The organism is Acidobacteriaceae bacterium (assembly GCA_035944135.1).
Lineage (GTDB): Bacteria > Acidobacteriota > Terriglobia > Terriglobales > Acidobacteriaceae > Granulicella.
Map to the genome: position 1 here is coordinate 111,010 of DASZBM010000004.1, position 25,490 is coordinate 136,499.

Genomic DNA, 25,490 nt, shown 5'->3' on the forward strand with positions numbered 1-25,490 from the left:
GCACGCCATACTTCTTCTAGTCTCCCTCAAGCCAAAGCTTTACGGGAGGGCCAGTATGGTCCTTGTACTGTTCGCGCAACTGTGACAGCTGCTTCGCGAGCGTCTGAACGACCGTCTTATACTCCGGCTGCACGCTCAGTCCGTTTTCGATGATGAGGTTATCCATCTCGTCCGGATCCTTCTCCAGATCGAAGAGCTCCCACTCATTCCGCGTGTAGTAATAGATGAGTTTGTAGCGCTCAGTGCGAACGCCATAGTGCGGTGGCACCCAGTGCGGCGCCCCGAACTCGTAGTAATGGTAGTAAAACAGCGACGGCCGCTCCGTCGAACCACTTTCGAGCAGCGGCACAAGACTTTTACCCTGCATCTCCGCCGGAACAGGGAGCCCCGCAAGCTCAAGTGCCGTCGGTGCATTATCAATGTTCGCGGTCCAATGCTCGCGCACGACACCGCGATGTTGTTGCCACGGCGTGCGAATCATCATCGGTACACGGATCGCCTGTTCGTACATGAATCTCTTGTCGAACCATCCATGATCTCCCATGAAGAAGCCGTGGTCTGTTGTGTAAACCACGACCGTATTCTCCGCGAGCCCTTTCCTCTCCAGAAATTCGAACAGCCGCCCAATGTTGTCGTCCTGCGAGCGCAGTGTGCCCAGGAAGTGCTCCATAAATTTCTGATAGTTCCATTGCTTCCGCTGCCGAGGCGTAAGGTCGGACGGTGGATTGAAATCAGGCATGTCTTCGATGCGCATCCGGGCACGCTTCGCAGCTGATGAGCGATGGCTGTAGTCGTCCCAGAATGTGCCAGGTTCTGGGATCCGCGTGTTGTCATACAGATGCTCGTACTTGTGTGGCGGATCGAACGGCCGGTGCGCATTGAAGTACTGCACCATCATCAGAAAAGGCTTGTCGAACTCCTCAATCCCCTTCATCACCAGATCCGTCATCACATCCGTCTCGTAGCCTTCAAACCGCATGTTCCGAATCTCGCGGCTTCCGAGCGACGGATTGCCGAGAAAGCCATTGGGATCGTAGTAGGGTCCGCCCGCGCCTTCCTTGTAGATGAAGTAATCGAATCCTGCATCCGCAGGATTGATCGGCAAGTGCCACTTGCCTACCAGGCCCGTCTGGTATCCGTTCGCCTTCATGATCTTCACGAAGGTCTGTTGAGCAGGGTTGAAGGTCGGGGCTTCGGCCTGGAGTTGGCCCGGAATGTCTGGGTTCGCCACCACCCCGTTGATGTGCGTGTAGGTTCCGGTCAGCAGCGTGGCGCGGCTCGGTGCACACAGCGCATTTGTCGTAAATGCATTCTGGAATCGAACGCCCTCGTTCGCAATGCGGTCGATGTTTGGTGTCTGGATCAGCTTGCTTCCGTAGCAACTTAATACCGACGTCGGAACACCCTCGCCCGTGATCCAGAGAATGTTCGGCTGTTTCGGCCGCACGCCCGTTGGCGGCCTGCTCGGCGCACTGGCCGCGGAGGCCTGTCCCGTCAAAGAAGCAGCCAATGCACCGCTGAGGGTCTTTAGCGCTGTTCTGCGGCTGAATCCCCCCGAGTTCGAGCCCCTACGATCTGCTGTCATCGTGTACCTCTCAGCGAATGCTCCCTTGTATCACCTGAAAACGCCGCCGCCTCACCCGTCGAGTAATAAAAATCGTTGTACTTCGGCGCGGCCTCAATCCTGTCCTTACCCACCGCCTCAATCACTACCTTCCCACGGCGCATTAGCGTGAACCTAGGAGCCGCTCCCACGGCAAACGGCACCGCCGCATCATCGCTCCCCGCCGACAGTTCAACCGTCGTCACTCGCCCGCCCGATTCCACCCTCAGCGTGCCAGCCGCCGTCAGGTTCGCCGTGACATAGATCACATCCTTCACCGGCCCATACCTGTTCTTCACTGAAGGCACACCTGCATCCACCGCCTCAGGCTGCGTCCTGTAGAACCAATAGATCGCGTCCCTCTTGATCGCCGGCTGCACGCCCGTCTTGTACCAGCGGATGTAGTAGCTCATCAGCTCGCCTGCTGCAGAATGACTGTGGAAGTACCCGCGCAGTCCCGCCGGCACACCACTCTGCACAAGCTCATTTGCACCCGCATACTTGTTCGGATCATCAATCGGGCTCACATAAGTTCCCTCAATAAAGTCATTCCACGTGATGATCTCCACCCAATCCGCCCGCGACTCAATCGCGCCCATCCACATCGCCCGCATTCCCCGGCCGCCCGAGTACTCGTAGTAGCGATTTGCATTTGCTCCCCAGAACTGTACCGCCGCGGGAGCCATATAGAGCTTGTGCGCGGCGTGCAGCACACGCGCATACACATCGCTACTGCGCACCACATCCAACGTGCCTCCCGATCCTGGTACACCCGCAATTCCCCAATAAAACGAGCCGTCGATTGCATCTCCCCACTCGCTCTCTCCGCGCTGCACGGCCGCCGGTTCCGGCGTCTCGCCTCCCCAGAAGAACGCGGGCACAAGAAAGATCGTCATCGGCGCATTGCTCGGGGCTCCGCTCACGCTCTTCAGAGCATTCGCAAACCTCGCCGTCGAAGGATGTGCACCGCTCGCCAGGTCCTCGCGGATCTGCTGCCATCCGGCCATGCCCAGCTTGTCTCCCGCAAACGTCGTCAGCACAAACCGGCCGTCGTGTCTGAAATACACGCGCGCATATCGCGGGTTATTCGCAAACCGCCGCATCATATCCTCTGCGTCCGCTGCCGTATTTCCGCAGCAGAAATCCGCCGAGAACATCAGCTTGAACCCATCATTCAGCCGTGCCGCCGCTTCAAACATCTGCGCCGCGTAGCGCACGTAGTACGGTTGCTTGAGCCACCCTCCCGCATTCAGCGCGAAGCCATCGATCCCAAGGGCGCGCGCCTGCGCAATCTCGCGCTCATAGGCTGCAATCTTTTTCTCCTGTGTCGGATCATCGTCCGCCTGGTAGTCCTGATTGGTCAGCATGTAATGCGCAAACACCATCCGCTGTGCCGCGGCGCGCGCGCACCACAGCAGCATCAACAGCGCGCACGCGCACCAACGATGTCCCTCAAGTCTCATTGCAGCTCAACGCCGCATTCTACCTGCGCGCTACCAGGCGTATGACGCCTCAACACGCGGCGGTCCCGGCTCGCCTCCAATAATCGGAGTGCTCAGCACCAGCTCAATGTTCCGTTTGTCGCCCGCAGCTTTCAACACAGGAGCCAATTGCGCCGGATCCGTCAGCAGTTCTCCTGCCGCAATCGTTCCGCCGCGCCCAATGCCCGCCGCCACCACCGCCAGCTTGCCGGTCGTGGTGTCCGTAAAGCGCGCCACAATCGCATAGTCCCGATAGTTGTTCGTTGCAATCTGCTGCGTGCGGTCCACCATCCACGTCGTCGGCGTCTTCGAGCTCGCGTCTACGATCCCGAAGTGCATCATTGACGCATCGTTCACAAAGTGGAAGCGCAGCGGCTTCAGCAGTCGCAGTGTCCACTGATTGTCATACGCCCCGATAAACACCGTCGGGCCACCACGCAGGTCCATCAGTGTCGTCGACCCCTCGCCACGCACGCTGTACTTCTTGTGGTTAGACTGCAGAAATCCCGCGATCTTTACGGTCGGGCTCAAATCGTCGATCACCACAGCGGTCAAATTGTCCTTCAACACCAGCTGCTTCGTCGGGTCCTGCGCATCCCGGAGCGCAATCGCCGTGTACTGAGTCTGATCCGCAATGCAAAACAAAACCGGTTCACTCGAGTTCAGCACCGGATTCCAGAACGTCGTCACCGCCGACGGCCGCGACTCCCACCACCACGCAAACGCACCTGCCGCGACGAGAAAGACAACCAGCGCCGTCAGCAGCCGCACCGCGCGCTTATGTCGCGCGATCGCTGCCGAATGATCGATGTTCCGATCCCTCTCACTTGCCGGGCTTGCACCCTCAATCTCTCCAGCGCCACTCAACAGAGAAGACTGTGGCTCCTCCGCCAGCCTGGGTGGAGGGTCGAACTTCGGCACATACGACCCCGGCGGCAATGACAGTCGTAGCTCATGCTCATGCGCAGGGTCCTGGTAATACTGCGCAATCCTCTTCCGGATCTCCGCCGCGGTCACCCGGACAATCGGATCGTTCGCCGTGTCATAGTTCACGTGCTTGCCGAAGACCTCTACCCCTAGTGTCCGTTCCTTGAGGAGGTCCGTCCGGCCCAAGAGTGTCTGGTCCACGATGAACCGCAGGAAGGAAGGGAAGCGGCGGCTGTGGCTGAAATACGGATTTGCCAGCAGACGCTCCAGCTGCTCATTGGCAGCGAGCTTCTCCTGATCTGTGAAGGGACTCGCGTCCTTCTTATTGACGTCAATCACCATTTTTCTGCGTATGCCCCGAGAATTATAGCCCCGCGTTCGAACCAAGAAGCGCGACAGTTATCTGCTGAGGCACTCGGTGCAACTCATTCACAACAAAAGACTCTTTACTGTTAATGACGGTTAGCTTTGCTGCAAGGACCTTTCTTCCTCTACCTGAATCGCCTTTACATAGCTTCCGTTCCAGAATCCCTCACATGCGACTTACGCCTGCAGGGACGGAGGCTATCTTGACGACACAGAGTTACACCCGAAGCGCGGCCCATCACACAATAAAAACGCGCCGCACTATTCTCGCTCTCCTCTCCATCTTCTTCGTCGCGTTCACCACCGGCGCCCTCGCGCAAGTTGGTACCGCCGCGCTCAGCGGCCTGGTTCAGGATCCCACCGGCGCGGCCGTCCCCGCCGCGACCGTCACCCTTCAGAACGCCCAGACCTCGCAGCAGCGCACCCTGCACTCCAACGGCGCCGGCGCGTTCACCTTCTCCTCCGTGCCCAACGGCGACTACAAGCTCACCGTCAGCCACGCCGGCTTCCAGTCCTACACCCGCACCGGCATCCATCTCGACCCGGGCGACAACATCTCCCTCACGGACGTCCAGCTCTCCATAGGTGCCGAGACCCAGAGCGTCACTGTCACCTCGACCGTCGCCGGCATTCCGCTCGACAATGGCCAGATCAGCTCCACCATCACCGCCAACGATCTCGAGAGGCTCTCCGTTGTCGGCCGCGATGCCACCGAGCTCCAGAAGATCCTCCCCGGCTTCGCCATCCGCAACCTCGGGCCCCAGAACACCGCACCGGACTTCTCGCAGGTCACCGTCGGCCAGCCCACGCCCTATGCCTCCAACGGTGCGCCCGTCGCCGGCATCACCCTCAAGCTAGATGGCGCCAACCTCACCGACGCCGGAAACTTCGGTTCCAACCTCCAGAACATCAACGACGGCTTCGTCAGCGAGGTGCAGGTCCAGACCTCTAACTTCGGCGCCGATCAGTCCAACGGCCCGGTCGTCATCCAGGGCGCGACCAAGTCCGGCACCTCCGCATATCACGGCTCGCTTTACACCTACGCCCGTACGTCCGTGCTCAACTCCAACGACTGGCTCGCGAAGTACAACGGCATCGCACGCCCCAATGACCGCTTCGTATACCCCGGCGGCACCATCAGCGGCCCCATACCGCACTCCAGAAAGCTCACCTTCCTAGCCGGTGCTGAGGTCGACGCGCAGCGTAATGTCTTCGCTTACGGCAGCGCCGGCAGCGCCATCATCCACGCGCTCGTTCCCACCGCCGCCATGCGCAAGGGCGACTTCAGCCAGGCTTCGCTCAACGCATTCCTTGGACCAATGGCCACGAACGGCAACTATGGAACGTTCAATGTCGCCCCGACGCGCGGCGATGATGATACCGACATCACAACCACTGGAAACATCGCGCCCTGGCTGAACCCTGGGGCGATGGCGATCGTCAACGGAACGCTCCCGCTGCCCACACGCCTGACCGGAACCGACGGCTACAACTACGATCAGCTCGACCTCGTTAACAACAACGTCAACCAATACGTCGGCCGCGTCGACTACGCCATCTCGCCGCGCAACCTCTTCTTCGCGCGCTATAGCTTCGAAAAGAGCCGCGACGGCCAGCCGCTCGTGCCGTATTACGAGCCGACCAGCGTTATGGGCGAAGTCAACACGCCCGGCTACGGCATCAACAACGACATCTGGGTCCACTCCGCCGCTGCCAACTACGTCACCGTCTTCACCCCAACGCTCACCAACGAGCTTTATCTCACGATCACCTCGTTTGTGCAGTCCTTCGACGCCCGCCAGATCGCAGCTCTCCAAAAGTCCGCCATCAACTACCCCTACAATGGCGCTTTCGACAACGGCGACACGCAGTACCCGCAGCTAGGCACGTACACCACCTACGGCGGTCTTCCTCTCGGCCTCTGGCCCGACTACTCCAACAATCCGCTCGAGCTCAAAAAACTTCAGCCCAACGTCGGCGATAACATCACCAAGGTCTGGGGCACGCACACCGTCAAGTTCGGCATCTTCAGCCAGAAGACCATCAACAACCAGACCGCCACCAACCCGTCCACGAACGGCATCATTCAGGACTACTACTACGGCGGCGCCGGAAGCTACTTTGCCGACTATAACGGCACTTACCCTGACGGCTCCCCCGCCTACGGCCTCCCGCACTTCAACTCCGGCAACGCGCTCGCCAACTTTTTCGAGGGCCAGATCCAGGACTGGCACCAGCAGAACTTCAATCCGTACACCAACCTCTACTTCTGGAACACCGACTTCTACGGTCAGGACACCTGGCGCATCACGCACAACTTCGTCGCCACCTACGGTCTGCGCGTCAGCCACGAAGGTGCCTGGCAGGATGCGCACGGCATCGGAGCCTCCATCTGGAATCCGGCGCTCTACACCACCGCGAAGAACCCCACGACCAATCCGCTGCCCGGCTTCACGTGGCACGGGCTCAACAAGTCGATTCCGAACTCAGGCGTCGGCAACACGCCGATCTTCTGGGAGCCCCGCTTCGGCTTCGCGCTTGACGTCTTCTCCAACGGCAAGACCGTCGTGCGCGGCGGTGTCGGAGCTTACCGCTTCCATGACTCCGTCGTCGATGTTACCAGCATGTTCGCGCAAGCGGAGAACGTCCGCTACACCGACCTCCAGGGCTTCGGCGACAACACCCTCGAAGGCGTTAACACCCTCCACCTCAATCCCGTCACCTACGGTAACGCCGGCGGCACCGAGACCTCCATCCCGCTCACCACCGTCTACGGCCTGGATCCAACTGACAACAAAGAGCCGGTCACCAACAACTACTCGCTCTCCATCGCCCAGCAGATGCCGAAGAACTGGATCATGCAGGTCTCCTACGTCGGCAACAACTCGAACTCTCTGATGGACAACGGCACCACGCAGACTGTCGTGCTCGACAACGTGAACGCCATCCCGGTCGGCTATCTCTTCACGCCAGCCGCCGCGACCGCCATCAACAATCAGTCCGGCTACCAGGCCTGCAACCCCAAGGGATGCACGCCCCAGCAGGCGGCCAGCCTCGACTCGCTCTTCAACTATCCAGGCGACAAGAGCTACCAGTCCGCGCGGCCGTATCCCAACTACAGCCAGATTCTCGTTCCGCACCACAACACTTTCGCCAACTACAACGCCCTGCAGGTTGAAGCCATCAAGCAGATCGGCCGGTTGAACTTCAACGCCAACTACACCTTCTCGAAGGCACTCGGCATTCTCGGCTCGTCCGCCGACTTCAACTGGACCGCCGGCATCGATCCCTTCAACCTCTATGCCAACTACGGTCCGATGAACTTCGACCGCACGCAGATCCTCAACCTCAGCTACTCCTACCAGACAGGCAAGTTCACCGATCAGCACATGCTCGGCGGCTTCATTAACAACTGGCTCATCTCCGGCATCACTAACATCTCCAGCGGCCCCAACATGCAGACCGGCGTCAGCGCCTCGCCCGGCTACTATGTTCAAGGTGTCATCGGCAGCGGAGCCAGCCAGTACGGCGTCTCCAACACCACTATCCTCGGCACGCCCGACGTCAACCTCCAGCCCGTGCTCAAGTGCAATCCGAAGTCCGGCCTCAGCTCGCATCAGTACCTGAACGGCTCGTGCTTTGCGCTGCCCGCACTCGGTACCAATGGCCCAGCCATCGAGCCCTACGCGCACGGTCCCGCCTTCTTCAACTCTGATCTCACCCTTGAAAAAGGCTTCTCCATCGGCGGCGAGCGTCATCTTCGCATCCGCTACGCTGCCTTCAACTTCCTCAATCACCCTCTCAACAGCTTTGGCACGGGCTATGCCTCGCAGACGACGCTCCAGCTGAGCGACACCTCCGCCAACGCCACACCGCAGACCGCAACCTACAACCCCGCCACCGGCTTCGGCTCCGCGCCCCAAAAGCTCGGTCGGCGACTCTCCGAGGTCTCGCTGAAGTTTGACTTCTAATCGTGCACGGGCTCGCGCGATGAACCAAACCATCGCGCGAGCCTGGCATCCGTGTCTTCAGCCCTCTGGAAGGATGTATGTTCGGTCACCGCTCTCTACTTACGGCCTTCCTCGCTGCTGCGCTTTGCGCTGCGAACGCACGCGCGCAGTCGCCCACCTGCGGCCTTGGGCCCATTCAACACATCGACAAACTCTCCAATGGCCTGCGGATCCAAACCGCCCACGGCCTTGAAGAACTCACCGCACTCCGCCCTGACGTCCTTCGCGTTCGCATCTCGCTCACATCAAAACTCCCCGAAGACGCGTCCTGGGCCGTCGTCCCCGAAGCCCACAAGTCAACCGCGCACGTCACCATCGAGACGACCGCGAACACCGTCATCATCCACACCACCGCCATCACCGCCGATCTCTCGCGCGCCGACCTCAGCCTCACCGTCCACGACACCACCGGCCGCACACTCCTCCACGACACGCGCCCCGTCTGCTTCGCCGGTCACGCCTTCCGCCTCTCCGAAACCATGCCCGATGACGAGCACTACTTCGCGCTCGGCGACAAGACCGGCCCCTTCGACCACCGCGGTCAGGCCTTCGACCTCTGGAACACCGACTCCTACCGTTTCCAGGAGTCTACCGACCCGCTCTATAAATCCATCCCGTTCTTTCTCACCTTCCGCGCCGGCAATTCCGCTGGCGTCTTCCTCGACAACACATGGCGCTCGAGCTTCGACTTCGGCAAACTCTCGCCCAACGCCTACACCTTCGGCGCCGTCGACGGCCCCATAGACTTCTACATCTTCGCCGGCCCCACACCGCGCGATGTCGTGGAGCAGTACACCTGGCTCACCGGCCGTCCGCCGCTTCCGCCCATATGGATGCTCGGCTACCAGCAGTCGCGCTACACCTACGCCCCCGAGCAGCGCCTCATGGACGTGGCCTCTCGCCTCCGCGCCGACCACATTCCCGCCGACGCCGTCTATCTCGACATCGGCTTCCAGGAAAAGAATCGCCCCTTCACCATCGACCCCATCGCCTTCCCCGACTTTCCTGGCATGGTCGCGCGCTTGAAGCAGATGAACCTCAAGCTCGTCGTCATCACCGACCTCCACATCGCCAACCTCCCCAACCACAACTACGCTCCCTACGACACCGGCATCGCCGGCAACGAATTTGTGCACAACGCCGACGGCTCCGTCTTCACTGGCATCGTCTGGCCCGGCCCCGCAGTCTTCCCCGACTTCACACACGCTGCCACGCGCGAGTGGTGGGGCACGCTCTACACAGACTTCGTTCACGATGGCGTCGCCGGCTTCTGGAACGACATGAACGAGCCTTCCGTATTCAACACGCAGAACAAAACGATGCCGCTCGACGTCGTTCACCGCATCGACAGTGACGACTTCACTCCGCGCACTGCCACGCATGCCGAGATTCACAACGTCTACGGCATGGAAAACTCCCGCGCCACCTACGACGGCCTGCGCAGGCTCCTACCCGACGAGCGGCCCTTCGTGCTCACGCGCGCCACCTACGCCGGCGGCCAACGCTACGCCACCACCTGGACCGGCGACGATTCCAGCACATGGAACCACCTGCGCATGACTGCGCCCATGCTCAAGAATCTCGGTCTCAGCGGCTTCAGTTTTGCCGGCGCCGACGTCGGCGGCTTCGCCGGCTCTGCCACCCCTGAACTCCTCACCCGCTGGCTTGAAGTCGCCGCCTTCCACCCAATCGACCGCGATCACAGCGAATCCGGAACCGCCGATCAGGAACCCTGGGCGCTGCTAACCCCCAACGGCCCCGATCAACTCGACATCCGCCGCCGCTTCATCGAAGAACGCTACCGCCTCATGCCCTACCTCTATACCGCGGCCGAAGAGACCGCGCGCGATGGCATGCCGATGATGCGGCCAGTCTTCCTCGACTATCCGCGCGCGGCCACCGACGGCCACCCCATCGACATCGATCCATCCACCATCGGCGAATTCCTCCTCGGCCACGATCTCCTCATCGCGCCCTCACCCTACCCCGAGCAGCCCGACGCCTACACCGTCGAACTCCCCACTCCCATCTGGTACGACTACTGGACCGGCAAGCGCCTCCCTGAACCCGCGCACGGCAAGCCCACCGTCGACGGCGTTCCACCCTCGGGCGCCGACCTCGTGCCACTGACGACCACGGTTCATCCCGATCTCGCCACACTTCCCGTGTTCGTCCGCGGCGGCGCCATCCTTCCCATCGCTCCGCTCACTCAGAGCACCGCCGAAACCCCGCAAGGCCCGCTCACACTCCGTATTTACGCGGGCGCCGACTGCCGTGGCTCGCTCTATCTCGACGACGGCCACACCTTCGCCTACACGCGCGGCGACTTCCTCCGCATGGGCTTCACCTGCGAGGTCAAGCCTGACGCATTCACCCTGAACATCACCGAACAAGGGCCCTACAAACCTTGGTGGACCGAAATTCGCCTCGAGATCTACGGATGGACTCCTCACACCACTTCCACCATCGTGAACGGTTCATCTCTCCCGCTCGAACATGCCGGCGAAGCGACGACACTCTCCCTCCCCTACACCGACCACAACCTTTCCGTAACGATCCACTAACCCGGCATTACGTCGGTGACACAGTCACGCGCCTTCCTGACGATCTTCCGGGTGCACTGAGCGAGGCTTCGTGTTCCTCCTTTTTTGTGCGCGCAGACTTTCCATTTAGCGCTTGACAGCGCGGACCTGCGGGCAGAGACTTGCGCACACGCAGAGTTTTGAATCAACGCGGTCATTTGAGGACCGTGCTTTCGCGTGCCGGCGGGATGCCTTCCGCTGCTCAGCCACAGGGCCCGTCGCCGCATACTCTCTTTCTTCAGACCAATGTTCCGCCAATGGAGGCTTCTATGAATCCCCGTTTAATCCGTCTGGCCCTTGCGGGCTCCGCGTTTCTTGTCGCTCTTTCTTTTAGTCCGCGCAATGTCTCTGCGCAGGACAATACCGCCACCTACGGACCGGCGAAGTTTCTCGTGATCAACCGTGAGTTCACAAAGCCGGGCCGTGACGGCACTCCCCACCAGGCGACCGAGGCCGGCTATATACGGGCTGCCGCAGCCGGCAAAGCGCCGTTTCACTATGTTGCATTTACGTCGATGTCAGGACCGAACCGCGCACTCTTCTTGAGCTCGTACGATTCGATGCAGGCCGTAGAAGCAGAGCATAAGAGCATGAGCCAGGCGCTGCAGACTTCGCTGGACAAGGCGATGATCAGTGATGGCGAGGGGCTCTCACAAACCGACGAGAGCGTGTGGATGGTGGATGCCGACCTGAGCCAGAACACGAACGGACCACGGGTTGGATCGCGCTATATGATCTTCCGCGAGTTTGTGATTAAGCCCGGGCATACTGGTGAGTGGGAAGAGGCTGTGAAGCTGGTGTTGGACGGGTACAAGAAGGCCGATACCGGAGCGCACTGGAGCACGTATCGGATGGTGTTCGGGAACTCGACGGGACCAACGTATCTTGTGCTGACATCGATGAAGTCTATGACGGAACTGGACCAGATGTTCGCCGCCGATCCCAAGTTCATGGAGGCCATGGGAGAGGATGGTATGAAGAAGCTCGAGAAACTCGAAGCGAGTTGCATCGAGAACGAGAAGACCAACTTCTTCATCATCGATCCGAAGATGAGCATTCCTACGGACCAGATGATCAAGGCCGAGCCGGACTTCTGGAAGGTAAAGCCGATGGGAACGTCGACTGCGGCTAAGAAGCCTGTCACCGCACCGAAGACGACAAGCGGACAATAATCGCGGTCATCGTTACGCCGAAGTGAAGCGGGCGCTGCTTAGGCGGCGCCCACTTTTTTCGCTCATGCTTCCGTGATGAGTGTTTGCGGAACCGGGAATGGGTTGCGCTCGTCGAACTGAATCTGGTGCCAGTAGGGATAGGCGAGCTTCGTCTGGCTGGCCGCATCGAGTTTCGCGACCTGCTCGGGCGTGAGCGCGAAGTCGACGCTGGCGAGATTCGCACGAAGCTGCTTCTCGTCGCGCGCGCCGATCACGAGCGTGGAAACTGTTGGTCTGCGCAGCAGCCAGTTCAGCGCAATCTGTGGAATGGATTTGTCGGTTGCCTTGGCGACCTCATCGATGGCGTCAACAACTTTGTAGACGTACTCCCAGTCAGGGATGGGGCCGGCGTCATTGACGATCTTGCTTTGCAGGCGGCTGGTTTCGGGTAGCGGCTGACCGCGGCGGATCTTGCCGGTGAGGCGGCCCCAGCCGAGCGGCGACCATACGAGCGCACCGACACCCTGATCGACCGCGAGCGGCATCAGCTCCCACTCGTAGTCACGGCCGATAAGCGAGTAGTAGACCTGGTGGCCGACGTAGCGCGCCCAGCCGTAGCGCTCGGAGACAGAGAGCGATTTCATCAGGTGCCAACCAGAGAAATTCGAACAGGCGATGTAGCGGACTTTGCCTTCCCGGACGAAGTTGTCGAGTGTTTCGAGCGTCTCTTCGACGGGCGTCGTCGCGTCGAAGGCGTGCATATGGTAGACGTCGATGTAATCGGTCTGCATGCGCTTCAGCGAGCCGTGCAGTTGGTCGATGAGGTGGTAGCGCGAACTTCCAACATTGTTCGCGCCGGGACCAAAGCGGAAGGTGGCCTTTGTTGATATCAATACATCTTCGCGTTTCAGGTGTTTGATGGCCTGCCCGAGAACTTCTTCGCTCTTACCGTCGGAGTAGCCATCGGCGGTGTCGAAAAAATTGCAGCCGGCCTCCATGCAGATGTCGATGAGCTTGCGGGCTTCCTCAGTCTGGGTGTTGCCCCAGGCGGCGAAGAACTCGTTAGCGGCGCCGAACGTGCCCGTGCCGAAGCAGAGCTCAGGAACCTTCAGGCCGGAGCGGCCCAGTGTGCGGTACTCCATAAAACACCTCGCGTGTAAGTGGAACTGAGGCCCGCGCGGAATTGCTCACGCGCCAACGACGTTGTCTTCGCTTGGATGCAGCGAGGCGCGCGCAGGACTCAGGTGCTATTTAACCAAGGGCGCCGGCGGCACTTTTGGCGAAGTACGTGACGATGAAGTCCGCCCCCGCGCGCCGGATGCCGAGCAAACTTTCGAGCATAGCGCGCTCAGGTTCGAGCCAGCCGCGCTGGAAGGCCGCCTGCAGCATCGCGTACTCGCCGGAGACCTGGTAGGCGCCTATGGGAATATCGAAGCGCTCACGTGCGTCGCGAATGATGTCCAGGTAGGGCATCGCGGGCTTCATCAGAATCATGTCCGCGCCCTCGCCGAGGTCCTGTGCGATCTCGCGCATGGCTTCCCGGCGATTCGCGCCATCCATCTGGTAGGTACGGCGATCGCCAAACTGCGGAGCGGAGTCGGCGGCCTCGCGGAACGGTCCGTAGAACGCGGATGCGAACTTCGACGCGTAGCTGAGGATCGGCGTGTTGTGGCGGCTGGCAGTGTCAAGTGCGGAGCGGATCGCGGCGACGCGGCCGTCCATCATGTCGCTGGGTGCGACGATGTCAGCGCCTGCAGCCGCTAGCGACGCCGCAGTCTTCGCGAGCAGCGCAAGCGTGGTGTCATTCTCGATTGCATAGTCCTCACCGTTCCGCCGCACAATACCGCAGTGACCGTGCGAGGTGTACTCGCACAGGCAGACGTCCGCAATCAGCACAAGTGACTTTGCAGCGGAGCTCTGCTTGAGCGCGCGCAGTCCACGCTGCACGATGCCGTCGTCGATCCAGGCTCCGGTGCCCTGCTCGTCCTTCTCTGCGGGAAGACCGAAGAGCAGAAGGCCGCCGAGCCCGAGCGAAGCACAAGCCTCGGCTTCTTTCACGGCTTCGTCGACAGAGAGATTGAACACGCCGGGCATCGAGCCTATTTCCCGGCGAACGCCTTCGCCCTCGCAGAGAAATAGTGGATAAATGAGCGCGCCTGGGTGCAGATTCGTCTCTCGAACGAGCGAACGCATAGCCGGGGTCGCGCGCAGACGGCGTAGGCGTGTCGCTGGAAAGTTCATGTCTCTAGTGTAGTGTGGCGCGGCGTTCAGCGACGCAGATTGTCGAGAAGGTCGGTGAGTTCGCTGGGCAGGGGCGCGCGGAGCTCGAGCGGCTTGCCCGTGCGCGGATGTTTGAGATCGAGTTCGGCGGCGTGCAGGAAGTTGCGGCTCAGCGTGAGAGGCTCTTCGTGTGCGACGTGTGAGCGCGGAGCGATGTGGTGCGGCGCGCCGTAGAGCGTGTCTCCGACGACAGGGTGACCGATCGCCCGCAGGTGCACCCGAATCTGGTGGGTGCGGCCAGTCTCGATGCGCACCTCGAGAAGCGTAAATTTTCCGAGCGCCCCGTCAATTCGTTCCAGCACCCGCCAGTGGGAGACGGCGTTGCGACCTCCGGCACGGCGCGTGGTCATGCGCGTTCGGCGCACAAGGTCGCGGCTGATCGGAAGATCAATCGTACCTTCGTCCTGCTTCACCTTGCCGTGCACGAGCGCGATATAGACCTTGCGCAGATCGCGCGCGGCGAAGCTTTCGGCGAGCTTGCGATGCGCGGCGTCATTCTTGGCAACAACGATCAGGCCACTGGTCTGCTTGTCGAGCCGGTGCACGATGCCCGGTCGCAGATCTCCGCCCGTGCTCGAAAGCCGCTGGCCGAAGTGATAGAGCAGAGCATTGACGAGCGTGCCGCGATTGTCCTCAAGCGAGCCGGCGCCAGCGTGTACGGTCATCCCGGCAGGCTTGTTAATCACGGCGAGATCGTCGTCCTCATAGACGATCTCGACCGGAATGTTCTCGGGCTCCGCACGCAGGGGCGCCAGTTGCGGCTCGCCTTCGATCTCGATCTCCTCGCCACCACGAAGTTTGTGACTGGCCTTCGCGGGCGAGCCGTTGAGGGTGACCTGGCCGTTTTCGATCAACATCTGCACGCGTCCGCGGCTGATGTCGGGCAGCGCCTTGGCGAGATACGCATCGAGCCGCATCTTCGCGGCCGCGGCTTCGGCGATGAAGCTACGCACGCCATCTTCCGGCTCGAGATCTTCATGCACATGAATCTCGGGGGCCGCAGGTTCGAGCGGCTTCAACCCTTCGTAGCGGCGAGTGTCGGGCGTCGTGGGTTCATTACGCGTGCCGGCGGTGTTGGCGACGCGGAGGTAAGGATTGGCGGGGTTGGGCAGTGCTTCCTGCATCAACTCCGCGGTGTCCCACATCTCTTCGCGCTCTTCTTGTGGCGAACCAAACACGGCGGCGGCGCGCAGCGATTCTTCTCTCTCTCTCGCTTCGTTGACTTCCGTCCGAACCTTGCGATACTCCGCGCGGACGGAGTGGCGGCGCTTGCCCTTCGGCAGCATATTTTTTGAGGGCATCAGCGAACCTCCGAAGCCCGAGCAAACGTGAACAAACAGACTCCAAACAAGATAGATGCCAGCGCAAGCCACTGGGAGACATCGAGCAGGCCACGACCAAACGGCTGCTCTGGGGCGCGCAGCATGTCGAACAAAAAGACGATGACTCCGGCCGCGACGATTGCGATGGAGGCGACGCGGCCAGGCGTGCGCACGCGCCGCAGGAGTGAAAACAGCGCGCCGCATAGGAAGAGTGCCGCCGCGGCTGTGTAGAGTGCGACGGGATGGACGCGGATGCCTGCCGCGGTACGCACGCCCCATGGCAGCCGCGTCGGTAAACCGTTTTCTGTGCCTGTGGCTGCCTCGGCGACCGAGATTGCGCTCCACAGCAGAGCGCCGCACGGCGCCCACGCGTCGATCATCCGAAGTATCGACAGACCCTTCCATCGCAGCCACGCCGCAACTGCGACCGCAGTCACGAACAGACTGAGATAGCTAAGCGACGAGAAGCGCAACACGTCGCGGAAGGAGATCGTGAGCTGGCCGCGCTCGATGACGAACAGCAGGAGAAAACCGAGCGCCCGCGATATGACGAACGCAGCGATGATGGCGAAGAAGCCGGCGTCCCACAGCCGGTCCGGCGAGAGCGCACGCAACGGCGCCGTACGCAGACTGAGCCACAGCGCGGCGACGATGCCGGCGATCGCGATGAGCGCGTAAACGGGAATATGCAGGGCGCTTAAATCTGCGAACACGGCCAGACAGGCCGCAGTCAGCGCAGCAGAGTACGTCATGAGGCTAGAGGGAAAGCAAAGACCGACCCACGGGGCCGTGTGTGAAGCGCTGGTGAACCCGTCCTAAGACGGTGGGACCCGGCCGTGGCTCTTCAGGCATTCCGGACTGGCGGACGTTGCACACCGAACCATGTCTACGAGCTAGGCCCCTGTTCATTGAATGTTGGTTCAACCAGCGTGGATCACTGTCACCTGCTTTGCAGGCCGGTCTCTGGGTTGGATGCTAGCCGCTCTTCGCCAGATTGGCAAACCGCCATCGGTAACCCGTGTCTCGCCGCACGAGATGTTAGAAGCTGTAGCGGAGACCTGCTTCGACCCGGCGGCCGTTGTCCGCGGCGTACGGTCGGCCAAAGAACGGAGAGCCGAGCACGGTGCCCACGCTTGTCACATTCATGTGGTTCAAAATATTTGATGACCGTACGTTCACGGTGAGCGTCTGTGGGTGCTCGGCTTTCGCATCGCGCGTCAGCTTGAACGCACGCTGCACGTTGCTGTCCAAATAGAAGGTCCAGGGCATGTAGCCCTTGTTGCGCGGCAGGGAGCTGATGCCCCCCGAGGTAACCAACTCGCCCCATGGTGTGGAGTAGCCGCATGGTGCCGCGTTGGGATTGACTGAGCAGAGTGGCGTGCCTGCGCGCGCGTACTGCGGACGATCGTTGAAATCGCCGTCGCCATTGTTGTCGAAGCCGGTGGTGACGTTGTAGACGGCCAGGCCTTGGCCGTTGGAGTTGGAACTAAGCACGATCTTGCCCGGCAGGTTCAGCGTGGCGTTGCCGAACACCTGCCACAGTCCCTGGTTGTCGCGCCGCGCATACTCGCCGGCGTTCACGCCAGTGGTCTGGGGCGTGAAGAATGGATTGTCGTCCGTGTCGTCCACGACATCGACGCGCACTGCGCCGGCGAAAAACTGCACCCGCTTCAGCGCCTGGTTGGTTAGCCCGAAGAATTCGACGTTGGCGTAGCCACGGCCGCTGGCCTGCATCTGAAAGATGTTCGTGTCGGCGGGACCGGGCCGCGGACCGGTGGGAGAGCCGTTGAGAGGCGCGTTGATGTTTTCGCTGCGCCAGTAGTGCCACATCTGGCCGATGTAGTAGTCAGCGGAGAGTGTAAATTTCTTGGGGAAGGTCTTCGAGAAGCCCAGGTTTTCAATGTCGTAGAAGAGATTCGGGATATCGGGTTGTAGTGTCCGCATCGAGTGGATCGCCATTCCGTTCGTCAGCGGAGTGCAAGTGTTCGGATCAAATGCGCCACTGCACGTCGGGTTATAAACCGTGCTGGTGACGCGCTGAACACCATCCATCTCGAGGAACTGGGCCCAGGTGTGTGCGCTCGACCTCCCGGAGAACAATCCCGCATGCGCGTGCAGGTTCCATGTGGCCTTCTTGTCGGGCGACCACGAGACCCCGAAGCGAGGATTGATCGCATCTACCACCGTCGGCGCCGTCTGTGTGTAGTAGCGCAGACCGTACGCGAAGTGGAGATTGGAGAGAATTTTCCAATCGTCCTGGAAGTAGATGGCGTTGCGGAACTGGAAGACGTCGACGACCGGATTACCGGCTACACCGGAGTACGCAGTGGGCGAACCGTTAGCAGCGCCATTCAATGCATTGACGTACTGCTGAATCCCGGTGATGGTTGCACCGCTCGATGTGACGCCGCCACCGAAGGTATAGGTTCCGTTGAAATTGTTAGTGGCCACTGTGTGTATGGTGACGAATTCCGGCTGAATACCAATCTTGATGAGATGGCTCTTGGTTTGGATGATGGCATCGTCGACCACCTCGGCGTCGAGTTCCCGCTGCGTGAATCGCCCAAACGTGGAGCCGCCGCCCGTGAACGCGCCGGCTACCGAGACCTGCGGGGCAAGCGAGTTGGGAGTGTACTGCTGACCGTCCCACTCCAGCCCGACGCGCGCTTCGTGCATGATCTTCGGCGAGATCGTTGTGACGTCAGTGAGATGCAAATTGGTATCGTAATCCGTGCGTTCGTAGCCAGTTTCAGCCAGCGAGTTGCCGCCGACGCCTTGGTTGAGACGATCATTGTTGTAGGTGCTGACGGAGGCGATAAAAGTGTTTTTGGGGCCGAGCTGCCAATCAACGCGCGCATTGCCAATCCAGAGGCGCTGCGGCGTGGGAACGTCCTGAACGATGGGCGACTCATTGCCGGCCGCATCTACGGTGACCGCGTTCACAACGCCGATGGTGTCGATCGAGCGATGCTCGAGGTTCAGCGAAAAGTCGGAACCCTGTTTGCGAATGGGGCCGGTGAGCTCAAAGCCGTAGCGCTGCTTCCCGATAGAGCCGGCACTGATCGCGAAGGGATCCCGCGCGTTCATCCAGGCGCTGGAGTTGGTGGCGAACAGTGCTCCATGAAAAGCGGACTGGCCGGGTTTGGTGTAGACCTCGATGCGTCCACCACCAAACGGTGGATTGCGGTACTCCGCTGAGAAGAGATCGGGGTTCACCTTGATGTAGGCGATCGATGACTTGGGCGGCAGGTGCGTTGTGCCTTCCGCGTTGTCGAATCCATCCACCGCGACAGTAGCATTCGACGGTGCGCCGCCAGACGCTGCGGAGAGTTGCTGAAGCTCGCGTAACAGGTCGTCGGGATCATCCGCCAGGCTGTTCAGCTGTTTGCCGGAAATAGTCTGTGCCGGACCGGAGTTGGTAGCGTTCGTGGCCGTGGAGTTCTGGGCCGCGTCGTCGCCGACGTCAACTGTGGTCTGCACTTCTTCAGGAGCGAGCACGGCATTCAACGCCTTGTGCATCGGCACCTCAACAGCGAAATCTCTCTTTGCAAAGCTGCTCGCCGTGATTTGCAGGTGATGCGATCCGTCGCTCACACATGGAAAGCGAAAATGGCCATCCGAACCCGCGGTCACCCTCGCTCCATTTTCCAGCGAAACGGTCGCACTGGGAATAATCGCGCCCGTTGTATCGACAACGATGCCGCTCACAGGGGCGCCGGCGCAAGCACTCTCACCGTCCTCGGCGTGTGCTGGAGCAGCGGCAACCACCGCGAAAAAGGCTAAGGGAACAATGAGGGATTTCATGCGCAGGCTCTCTGGGGTTGTTAACGCGAGAGAAGGGGTGACGCGGATGAAGTTTTTCGCGAGCCATTGCTATGCCGCTCGCTCTCGTGTTGGTTCGAAAGCTATTACGCAGAGACCTGCCGAACGGTTCCATGCTGCGCGTTACGGCCTTGGCAACCCGAAATTACCGGCGCGAAAGGTAGAATGGGATAGACGATTTTTTGATTCGAGGAAACCTTATGAGCACCACAACTGCGCCTGCCGCACAACTGGACGCCCTGGCCCGCGCCCACGGCCTGACCCTCACGCCCGCAGAGCCCGGCACCGACTTCTCCGGCAATCCGACCGTTCGTGCCACGATGGCGCTCCCCGCCACACCCGCGCACAGCCTGCTGCTGCAGCTCGGAGAGCGTTTCGATGCCGCCGATCCAAAATTCACGGCTGAGCTCAACACTTTCTTCGCCGAGGCCGCACAGCGCCTGCGCAATCCTCGTCCCGACTCTTACTTCACCCTGCTGGGGCTTCCGCTCAGCTTTGATAACTTCGCCTGGCCCTTCCACGCTTCAACGTCGGGCGCGGACACGTTCATCGTGCACGGACAAATCAATCTCGAGACCGGCGGCGAAAGCACGCTGCATGCGAAGGTCTCGGCCTCGCTGACCCGCACATTCGCCGAAGTCGTCGCTGCGCTCGAGCAGCCGTTCGCCGAAGGCTTCATCTACAACGCCGTGCGGAAGACGCTTGATCAGGGCCAGTTGGAACTTGTTAAGTCCGGCAACCGTCAGCCTGTTCCGGTCACCACTCGCTACTATTCGATGAAGCAGAACCGCTTCATCTTCAACGACACGACCGAGCAGCAGCGCGCGCACTTCCTCGCGGGCAAGGTCTTCTGGCTCAGCGGTGTTCTCGGCAGTGGCGGCCCGGTCTGGATCGCCGACCCGCGCGATACACAGTATCTGAATACGACAACAGCAGAACTGGTTAAGGCCGCCAGCGCACTCGCGAAGGACGGTCTGATTTCGCTGGGCAGCACGGGTGACTGGGCATCTTCGACCGCGAAGCTCCAGGAGCAGCGAGAGCGCTTTGAGGCTGAGGTACAGGACGGCCTGAAGTTCATCAAGCCGAGCTTCAACGAAGACATGCGCGCCGGCCACACGAATATGTAGTCAGGAAAGCTAGAGAGTGAGGAGTTAGGAAAAGGTTAGGATCAAACGCCTAACTCCCTAACTTTCCGAGCGCATCCCACGCGCCCTCATCCACTGCAATGCCCAGGCGCATACTCTCCTCCCGAATGCGCAGTGTTCCCTCGCCCGGATAGCGTGCAATGCGGCCCGGCTCAATCGGCGTCGCGGCATGCAACGCCTCAATAGCACCTGCAGCGATGCGATCAAGCTCGTCCATCGACGTCAGTGCGGACGGCGCGAGCGCGATGAACACCTGCGACTGCCCAACCTCCTGCAACGGGTCGCTAGAGAATTCATTCGTCGCGCGGCCGTCAGCGAGCATGGCTGCCAGAACATCGAGCACAAACGACAGCCCCGATCCCTTCCACAGTCCAATAGGCAGCGCGCGCTGCGTGCGCTCAATTGCCGCCGGATCGCGCGTCAGCTCGCCTTGCTCATCGAAGCCGCCTGGAAAGGGTAGCAGCTCGCCGCGCTCGCGATAAGCCTGCACCGTTCCGTAGGAGAACTGCGACATCGCGATATCGAGCACGATCGGCGCGCTCGTTCCCTCCGCATCTCTGCGCGGCACGGCCAGCACCAGCGGATTATTGCCAACCGCCGGCGTCGTTGCTCCCCACGGCGGCAGGTTGGGCAGAGTGTTGGTCCAGCACATCGCGGCGAAACCCGCTTCAGCGGCCTGCCATCCAAAGGCTCCTCCGCGAAGCCAGTGTGTTGTATCGGCAAGTGCGACGGCGCCAAGTCCGTTCTCACGCGCCAACTCCATCGCGCGGTTCATAGCCGCATGTGCCGCAACATTGCCGGGTCCGCGATGGCCTGTCCACCGCTCCAGCGCTCCGAAGCTGGCCACGCGCTCGGGCTTCGCGGAAGGATCGATCCGCCCCAGCCTGATCATCTCTGCCATGCGCGGCACGCGCGCAATGCCATGCGTACGAACGCCATCTCGATCAGTCTCGGCTATCAGTTTTGCGGCCAATACGGACCGCTGGCCCAATCCGAGCGCGCGCAAAATGCGCTCCACCCGCGCTTGCACCTCGTCAAAAGGAACACGCAACATGCATCCATTAGAACGCACGTTGCTGCAGTACGAGACGCTACACTGAGGCCTGGCCAAGCTTGCAGTTCCGCTTGCCCGGCCATAAAGGCTGAGCTCCTCTCCGGGGATTATTGCTTGCGCACGTGTCTCTATCGGCTGCTTTCGATCGTCGTGCTGTTCTGCGTTACAGCTCCCGCATGGTCGGCACCCCGTACCCGCCGTCCTCCGCCTTCCACGGTCAATGTGCTCATGCTGAGCGACATCCACTTCGATCCGTTCTTTGATCCGGCGAAGATTAGCGCGCTGCTTCGCGATCCCATCACCGAGTGGCCGGCGATTCTTTCGAAGCCCGATTCCGCGACGCGCCTGAACATCTTCAGCGCGCTCCAAAGCGGATGCGGCGTGCGCGGCACGGATTCGCCCTGGCCGCTCGTCGTCACCTCTCTGCACGAGGCCAGACAATATCAGCCCGCGCCATTGTTCATCACGATCAGCGGCGACCTTCTCGCTCATGGCTTCATCTGCAAGTTCCGTAAGCTCAATCCGTCCGCCACTCCAGACGACGCTTCAGCATTCGCGGTCAAGACCATTGCGTTCCTCGCCCAGCAGCTTCACTCCGCGTTTCCGTCTACGCCAATCTATTTCGCGCTCGGCAACAACGACTCTGGCTGTGGAGACTACACAGACACGCCGGATAGCGCCTTCCTCAAGTCTGTCGCGACAAACGTCGCATCCGCTACACACGACCACGCAGCGGCCGAGTCCATCGCGAAAACTTTCTCGGATCTTGGTGACTACAACGTTCTGCTGCCGGGCTTGCACAACACGCGCCTGATCGTACTCCAGGACCTCTTCGAATCCACGCACTACATGGGCTGCAACGGCCAGGCAAGCACCGCCCCCGCCGCTGAACAGATCGCGTGGCTCCGCAAGCAACTCACCGAAGCTCGCGACAGCGGGCAGCAGGTGTGGGTGATGGCGCACATCCCGCCCGGCGTCGATATCTACACCACCTACCATCGCTACCTCTTCGCACCCGGCGAAGCCTGCAATGTCAAACAGCCGCAGATGTTCCTTTCGAGCGGCGCACTCGCGGACACGATTGCGGAGTTCGGCGACATCGTGCGCCTCGCCATCTTCGCGCACTCGCACATGGATGAAATCAAGTTGTTGCAGGGCCCCGATGGCCGCGCTGTCCCGGTAAAGCTCGTTCCCTCGATCTCACCCGTCAACGGCAACGATCCCTCATTCATGATCGCGCAAGTAACGCCGCAGAACGCGACGATCAAAGACTATGAGATCTATGCTGCGTCTAACGCACAGGGCACAGGCTGGGGACGCGAGTATCGCTACTCCGACGTCTACCATCTGCCGGACTTCTCGGCGAAATCCGTCGACCAGCTAAGTTCGCAGCTCGTCGCCGACAAGACCGGCGAGGACGAAACCAGCCGCGCCTACGAGCGATATTTTCTCGCGGGCGGAGGAACGTTTGCCGCACTTGGGCTGCAGCGCCTCTGGCCCGCGTACAGTTGCTCTCTGCGCGAGCAGTATCCCGCTGCCTTCCGCCGCTGCATGTGCCCCGGCTCTCCCGCGCCTGCTTCAGCATCACACTAGCTGCTAGGATGTTTTTCGCGGGTGTTCCCGCTCCAGATCGCGCCGGATGAACGAATGAGCGCAGCAAATACCTCAACAGCAACGGGAAACCCATCAGCCACCGCAGGCACTCGCCTCCGGGAGGCCGTCAGTGCGGAACATCCGCTGCAGATCGTCGGCGCTATCAACGCCTATCACGCGCGCATGGCGGAACGCACCGGCTACCGCGCGGTTTACCTGTCCGGCGGAGGCGTCGCAGCAGGCTCGCTCGGCATGCCCGATCTCGGCATCTCCACGCTGGACGACGTCCTCATCGACGTTCGTCGCATCACCGACGTGTGCTCCCTTCCGCTCCTGGTCGACGCCGACACGGGCTTCGGCGGCGCCTTCAACATCGCGCGCACCATCCGTTCGCTGACCAAAGCCGGCGCGGCCGGATGCCACATCGAAGACCAGGTGCAGGCCAAGCGTTGCGGCCATCGCCCCGGCAAGCAGATCGTCTCGAGCGACGAGATGGTTGATCGCATCAAGGCCGCCGTCGACGCGCGCACCGACCCCAGCTTCGTCATCATGGCCCGTACCGACGCACTTGCGTCCGAAGGTCTGCAAGCGGCCCTCGATCGCGCCGCTGCCTGCATCGAAGCCGGCGCAGACATGATCTTCCCCGAAGCCGTGCGCGAACTCGATCACTACCGCGCCTTTGGCGAGCGCACGCGCGTTCCTATTCTCGCCAACCTCACCGAGTTCGGCGCAACGCCGCTCTTCACACTCGACGAACTCCGCAGCGTCAACGTCGGCCTCGCGCTCTATCCGTTGTCCGCCTTCCGCGCCGCCAACGCCGCGGCGCTCCGCGTCTACGAAACCATCCGCCGCGACGGCACACAGCGCGCTGCCGTCGACACCATGCAGACGCGCGCCGACCTCTACGACTTCCTCGACTACCACTCGTACGAGCAGAAGCTCGACGAGCTTTTTGCAAAAGATAGAACGAACCCCAAGGTGCAACTATGAACGACACAGCCACGATCCCGGCCCCCACCGGCTTCAAGCCGAAAAAATCCGTTGCACTCTCGGGCGTCACCGCCGGCAACACCGCGCTCTGCACCGTCGGCCGTACCGGCAACGACCTCCACTACCGCGGCTATGACATCCTCGATCTCGCCGCCAAGGCCGAGTTCGAAGAAGTCGCCTATCTTTTGCTGTACGGTAAGCTTCCTGCACGCGCCGAGCTCGACGCCTACAAGAAGCGCCTCCGCAGCCTGCGCGGCCTTCCGCAGGGCGTAAAGAACGCACTCGAGCAACTCCCCGCTCGCGCGCATCCGATGGACGTCCTCCGCGTCGGCGTCAGCGTGCTCGGCACGCTGGAGCCCGAGCCGCAGACGCACACTCCACAAACCGCGCTCAACATCGCCGACAGCCTCATGGCTTCGCTCGGCTCCATGCTTCTCTACTGGTATCACTTCGCCAACAGCGGCAAGCGCATCGACGTTGAAACCGCGGACGACTCCATCGGCGGCCACTTCCTGCACCTGCTGCACGGCAGAGTTCCCAGCGAGGAATGGGTGCGCGCCATGCACGTCTCGCTCATCCTCTACGCCGAGCACGAGTTCAACGCCTCGACCTTCACCGCGCGCGTCATCGCCGGCACGGGCTCCGACATGTATTCCGCCATCGCCGGCGCCATCGGCGCGCTGAAAGGCCCCAAGCACGGCGGCGCCAACGAGGTCGCGCTCGAGATCCAGCAGCGCTATCACTCGCCGGACGAGGCCGAGAAGGACATCCGCCAACGCGTCGCCAACAAAGAGGTCATCATCGGCTTCGGCCACCCGGTCTACACCATCTCCGACCCGCGCAACGTGGTCATCAAGCAGGTCGCGCATGACCTAGCCGTCTCCACGGGCGACCTCGCGATGTACAACGTCGCCGAGCGCCTCGAGACGGTGATGTACGAGGTCAAGCGCATGTTCCCCAACCTCGACTGGTTCTCCGCCGTCGCGTATCACCTCATGGGAATCCCGACCGCGATGTTCACGCCCATCTTCGCCATCGCCCGCACGTCAGGCTGGTCCGCACACATCATGGAGCAGCGCGCCGATGGCAAGATCATCCGCCCCGCCGCCAACTACACCGGCCCCGAGGACCTGGAGTTCGTGCCGATCGAGGAGCGCGCGTAAC

16 protein-coding genes are annotated in these 25,490 nt (G+C 61.3%); 7 read left to right on the plus strand and 9 right to left on the minus strand.

Translation table 11 applies throughout. From position 1 onward, the window contains the following. Nucleotides 1-16 precede the first annotated feature (16 nt). From VGU25_10580 to VGU25_10590, 3 genes are read right to left on the minus strand one after another with little or no spacing between them, the layout of a single operon-like run. Complete coding sequence (locus tag VGU25_10580) at nucleotides 17-1,585, minus strand: sulfatase (GenBank protein HEV2577645.1); 1,569 nt, start codon at nucleotides 1,583-1,585, stop codon at nucleotides 17-19. Beyond that, nucleotides 1,582-3,066: an endo-1,3-alpha-glucanase family glycosylhydrolase gene (locus VGU25_10585; protein HEV2577646.1), complete on the minus strand. Its 1,485-nt coding sequence runs from the start codon at nucleotides 3,064-3,066 to the stop codon at nucleotides 1,582-1,584. The genes VGU25_10580 and VGU25_10585 overlap by 4 nt, the downstream gene beginning before the upstream one ends. Before the next feature lie 30 nt (nucleotides 3,067-3,096). Then, nucleotides 3,097-4,353 carry a hypothetical protein gene (locus VGU25_10590; GenBank protein ID HEV2577647.1) on the minus strand — a complete coding sequence of 419 codons (1,257 nt, stop codon included), beginning with the start codon at nucleotides 4,351-4,353 and terminating at the stop codon, nucleotides 3,097-3,099. Nucleotides 4,354-4,580: 227 nt separating this feature from the next. Between VGU25_10590 and VGU25_10595 the strand changes: the two genes are divergently transcribed. The 3 genes from VGU25_10595 (at nucleotide 4,581) to VGU25_10605 (ending at nucleotide 12,141) form a co-directional block, all read left to right on the plus strand. Then, entirely contained in the window at nucleotides 4,581-8,348 is a 3,768-nt protein-coding gene (locus VGU25_10595; GenBank protein ID HEV2577648.1) for a carboxypeptidase-like regulatory domain-containing protein, read from the plus strand. 77 nt (nucleotides 8,349-8,425) lie between these two features. Beyond that, nucleotides 8,426-10,951 (plus strand): glycoside hydrolase family 31 protein, encoded by a 2,526-nt coding sequence (locus VGU25_10600; GenBank protein HEV2577649.1) that lies wholly within the window; start codon nucleotides 8,426-8,428, stop codon nucleotides 10,949-10,951. A gap of 287 nt (nucleotides 10,952-11,238) precedes the next feature. Next, the gene (locus VGU25_10605) at nucleotides 11,239-12,141 is read left to right on the plus strand and encodes a hypothetical protein (GenBank protein ID HEV2577650.1); all 903 of its coding nucleotides are present in this window, start codon (nucleotides 11,239-11,241) and stop codon (nucleotides 12,139-12,141) included. A 62-nt stretch (nucleotides 12,142-12,203) separates the two neighbouring features. Here the strand turns inward: VGU25_10605 and VGU25_10610 are convergent, their stop codons facing one another. The 5 genes from VGU25_10610 to VGU25_10630 all read right to left on the minus strand — a co-directional run bounded on the left by VGU25_10610 (nucleotide 12,204) and on the right by VGU25_10630 (nucleotide 19,526). Further along, nucleotides 12,204-13,262, minus strand: coding sequence for an aldo/keto reductase (locus VGU25_10610; GenBank protein HEV2577651.1), 1,059 nt, complete (start codon nucleotides 13,260-13,262; stop codon nucleotides 12,204-12,206). Nucleotides 13,263-13,371: 109 nt separating this feature from the next. Next, nucleotides 13,372-14,361, minus strand: a complete 990-nt coding sequence (gene hemB, locus VGU25_10615; GenBank protein HEV2577652.1) for a porphobilinogen synthase — start codon at nucleotides 14,359-14,361, stop codon at nucleotides 13,372-13,374. 26 nt (nucleotides 14,362-14,387) lie between these two features. Beyond that, entirely contained in the window at nucleotides 14,388-15,701 is a 1,314-nt protein-coding gene (locus tag VGU25_10620) for an RluA family pseudouridine synthase (GenBank protein ID HEV2577653.1), read from the minus strand. After that, nucleotides 15,701-16,474 (minus strand): prolipoprotein diacylglyceryl transferase family protein, encoded by a 774-nt coding sequence (locus VGU25_10625; protein HEV2577654.1) that lies wholly within the window; start codon nucleotides 16,472-16,474, stop codon nucleotides 15,701-15,703. Before VGU25_10625 ends, VGU25_10620 begins: the two co-directional genes overlap by 1 nt. Nucleotides 16,475-16,760: 286 nt before the next feature. Next, the gene (locus VGU25_10630) at nucleotides 16,761-19,526 is read right to left on the minus strand and encodes a carboxypeptidase regulatory-like domain-containing protein (GenBank protein ID HEV2577655.1); all 2,766 of its coding nucleotides are present in this window, start codon (nucleotides 19,524-19,526) and stop codon (nucleotides 16,761-16,763) included. A gap of 218 nt (nucleotides 19,527-19,744) precedes the next feature. Between VGU25_10630 and VGU25_10635 the strand changes: the two genes are divergently transcribed. Continuing rightward, nucleotides 19,745-20,671: a hypothetical protein gene (locus VGU25_10635; GenBank protein ID HEV2577656.1), complete on the plus strand. Its 927-nt coding sequence runs from the start codon at nucleotides 19,745-19,747 to the stop codon at nucleotides 20,669-20,671. 49 nt (nucleotides 20,672-20,720) lie between these two features. On the opposite strand, the gene yiaK is transcribed toward VGU25_10635, so the two are convergent. Beyond that, a complete protein-coding gene (yiaK, locus tag VGU25_10640; protein ID HEV2577657.1) occupies nucleotides 20,721-21,743 on the minus strand; it encodes a 3-dehydro-L-gulonate 2-dehydrogenase in 1,023 nt (340 codons plus the stop codon). Between the two features lie 114 nt (nucleotides 21,744-21,857). On the opposite strand from yiaK, the gene VGU25_10645 reads away from it, so the two are divergent. The 3 genes from VGU25_10645 to prpC are packed head-to-tail and all read left to right on the plus strand — an operon-like array spanning nucleotide 21,858 to nucleotide 25,489. Next, nucleotides 21,858-23,336, plus strand: coding sequence for a hypothetical protein (locus tag VGU25_10645; GenBank protein ID HEV2577658.1), 1,479 nt, complete (start codon nucleotides 21,858-21,860; stop codon nucleotides 23,334-23,336). A gap of 54 nt (nucleotides 23,337-23,390) precedes the next feature. Next, nucleotides 23,391-24,326: a methylisocitrate lyase gene (gene prpB, locus VGU25_10650; protein HEV2577659.1), complete on the plus strand. Its 936-nt coding sequence runs from the start codon at nucleotides 23,391-23,393 to the stop codon at nucleotides 24,324-24,326. Further along, a complete protein-coding gene (prpC, locus tag VGU25_10655) occupies nucleotides 24,323-25,489 on the plus strand; it encodes a 2-methylcitrate synthase (protein HEV2577660.1) in 1,167 nt (388 codons plus the stop codon). Before prpB ends, prpC begins: the two co-directional genes overlap by 4 nt. The last annotated feature ends 1 nt before the right edge of the window (nucleotide 25,490 follow it).

Bases quoted from the DNA above. Each gene is read 5' to 3' on its own strand.
- VGU25_10620 (HEV2577653.1), bottom strand. From the start codon at position 15,701: ATGCCCTCAAAAAATATGCTGCCGAAGGGCAAGCGCCGCCACTCCGTC.
- VGU25_10630 (HEV2577655.1), bottom strand. From the start codon at position 19,526: ATGAAATCCCTCATTGTTCCCTTAGCCTTTTTCGCGGTGGTTGCCGCT.
- VGU25_10590 (HEV2577647.1), bottom strand. From the start codon at position 4,353: ATGGTGATTGACGTCAATAAGAAGGACGCGAGTCCCTTCACAGATCAG.
- VGU25_10610 (HEV2577651.1), bottom strand. From the start codon at position 13,262: ATGGAGTACCGCACACTGGGCCGCTCCGGCCTGAAGGTTCCTGAGCTC.
- VGU25_10580 (HEV2577645.1), bottom strand. From the start codon at position 1,585: ATGACAGCAGATCGTAGGGGCTCGAACTCGGGGGGATTCAGCCGCAGA.
- prpB (HEV2577659.1), top strand. From the start codon at position 23,391: ATGAGCGCAGCAAATACCTCAACAGCAACGGGAAACCCATCAGCCACC.
- VGU25_10605 (HEV2577650.1), top strand. From the start codon at position 11,239: ATGAATCCCCGTTTAATCCGTCTGGCCCTTGCGGGCTCCGCGTTTCTT.
- VGU25_10585 (HEV2577646.1), bottom strand. From the start codon at position 3,066: ATGAGACTTGAGGGACATCGTTGGTGCGCGTGCGCGCTGTTGATGCTG.
- hemB (HEV2577652.1), bottom strand. From the start codon at position 14,361: ATGAACTTTCCAGCGACACGCCTACGCCGTCTGCGCGCGACCCCGGCT.
- prpC (HEV2577660.1), top strand. From the start codon at position 24,323: ATGAACGACACAGCCACGATCCCGGCCCCCACCGGCTTCAAGCCGAAA.
- yiaK (HEV2577657.1), bottom strand. From the start codon at position 21,743: ATGTTGCGTGTTCCTTTTGACGAGGTGCAAGCGCGGGTGGAGCGCATT.
- VGU25_10600 (HEV2577649.1), top strand. From the start codon at position 8,426: ATGTTCGGTCACCGCTCTCTACTTACGGCCTTCCTCGCTGCTGCGCTT.
- VGU25_10635 (HEV2577656.1), top strand. From the start codon at position 19,745: ATGAGCACCACAACTGCGCCTGCCGCACAACTGGACGCCCTGGCCCGC.
- VGU25_10625 (HEV2577654.1), bottom strand. From the start codon at position 16,474: ATGACGTACTCTGCTGCGCTGACTGCGGCCTGTCTGGCCGTGTTCGCA.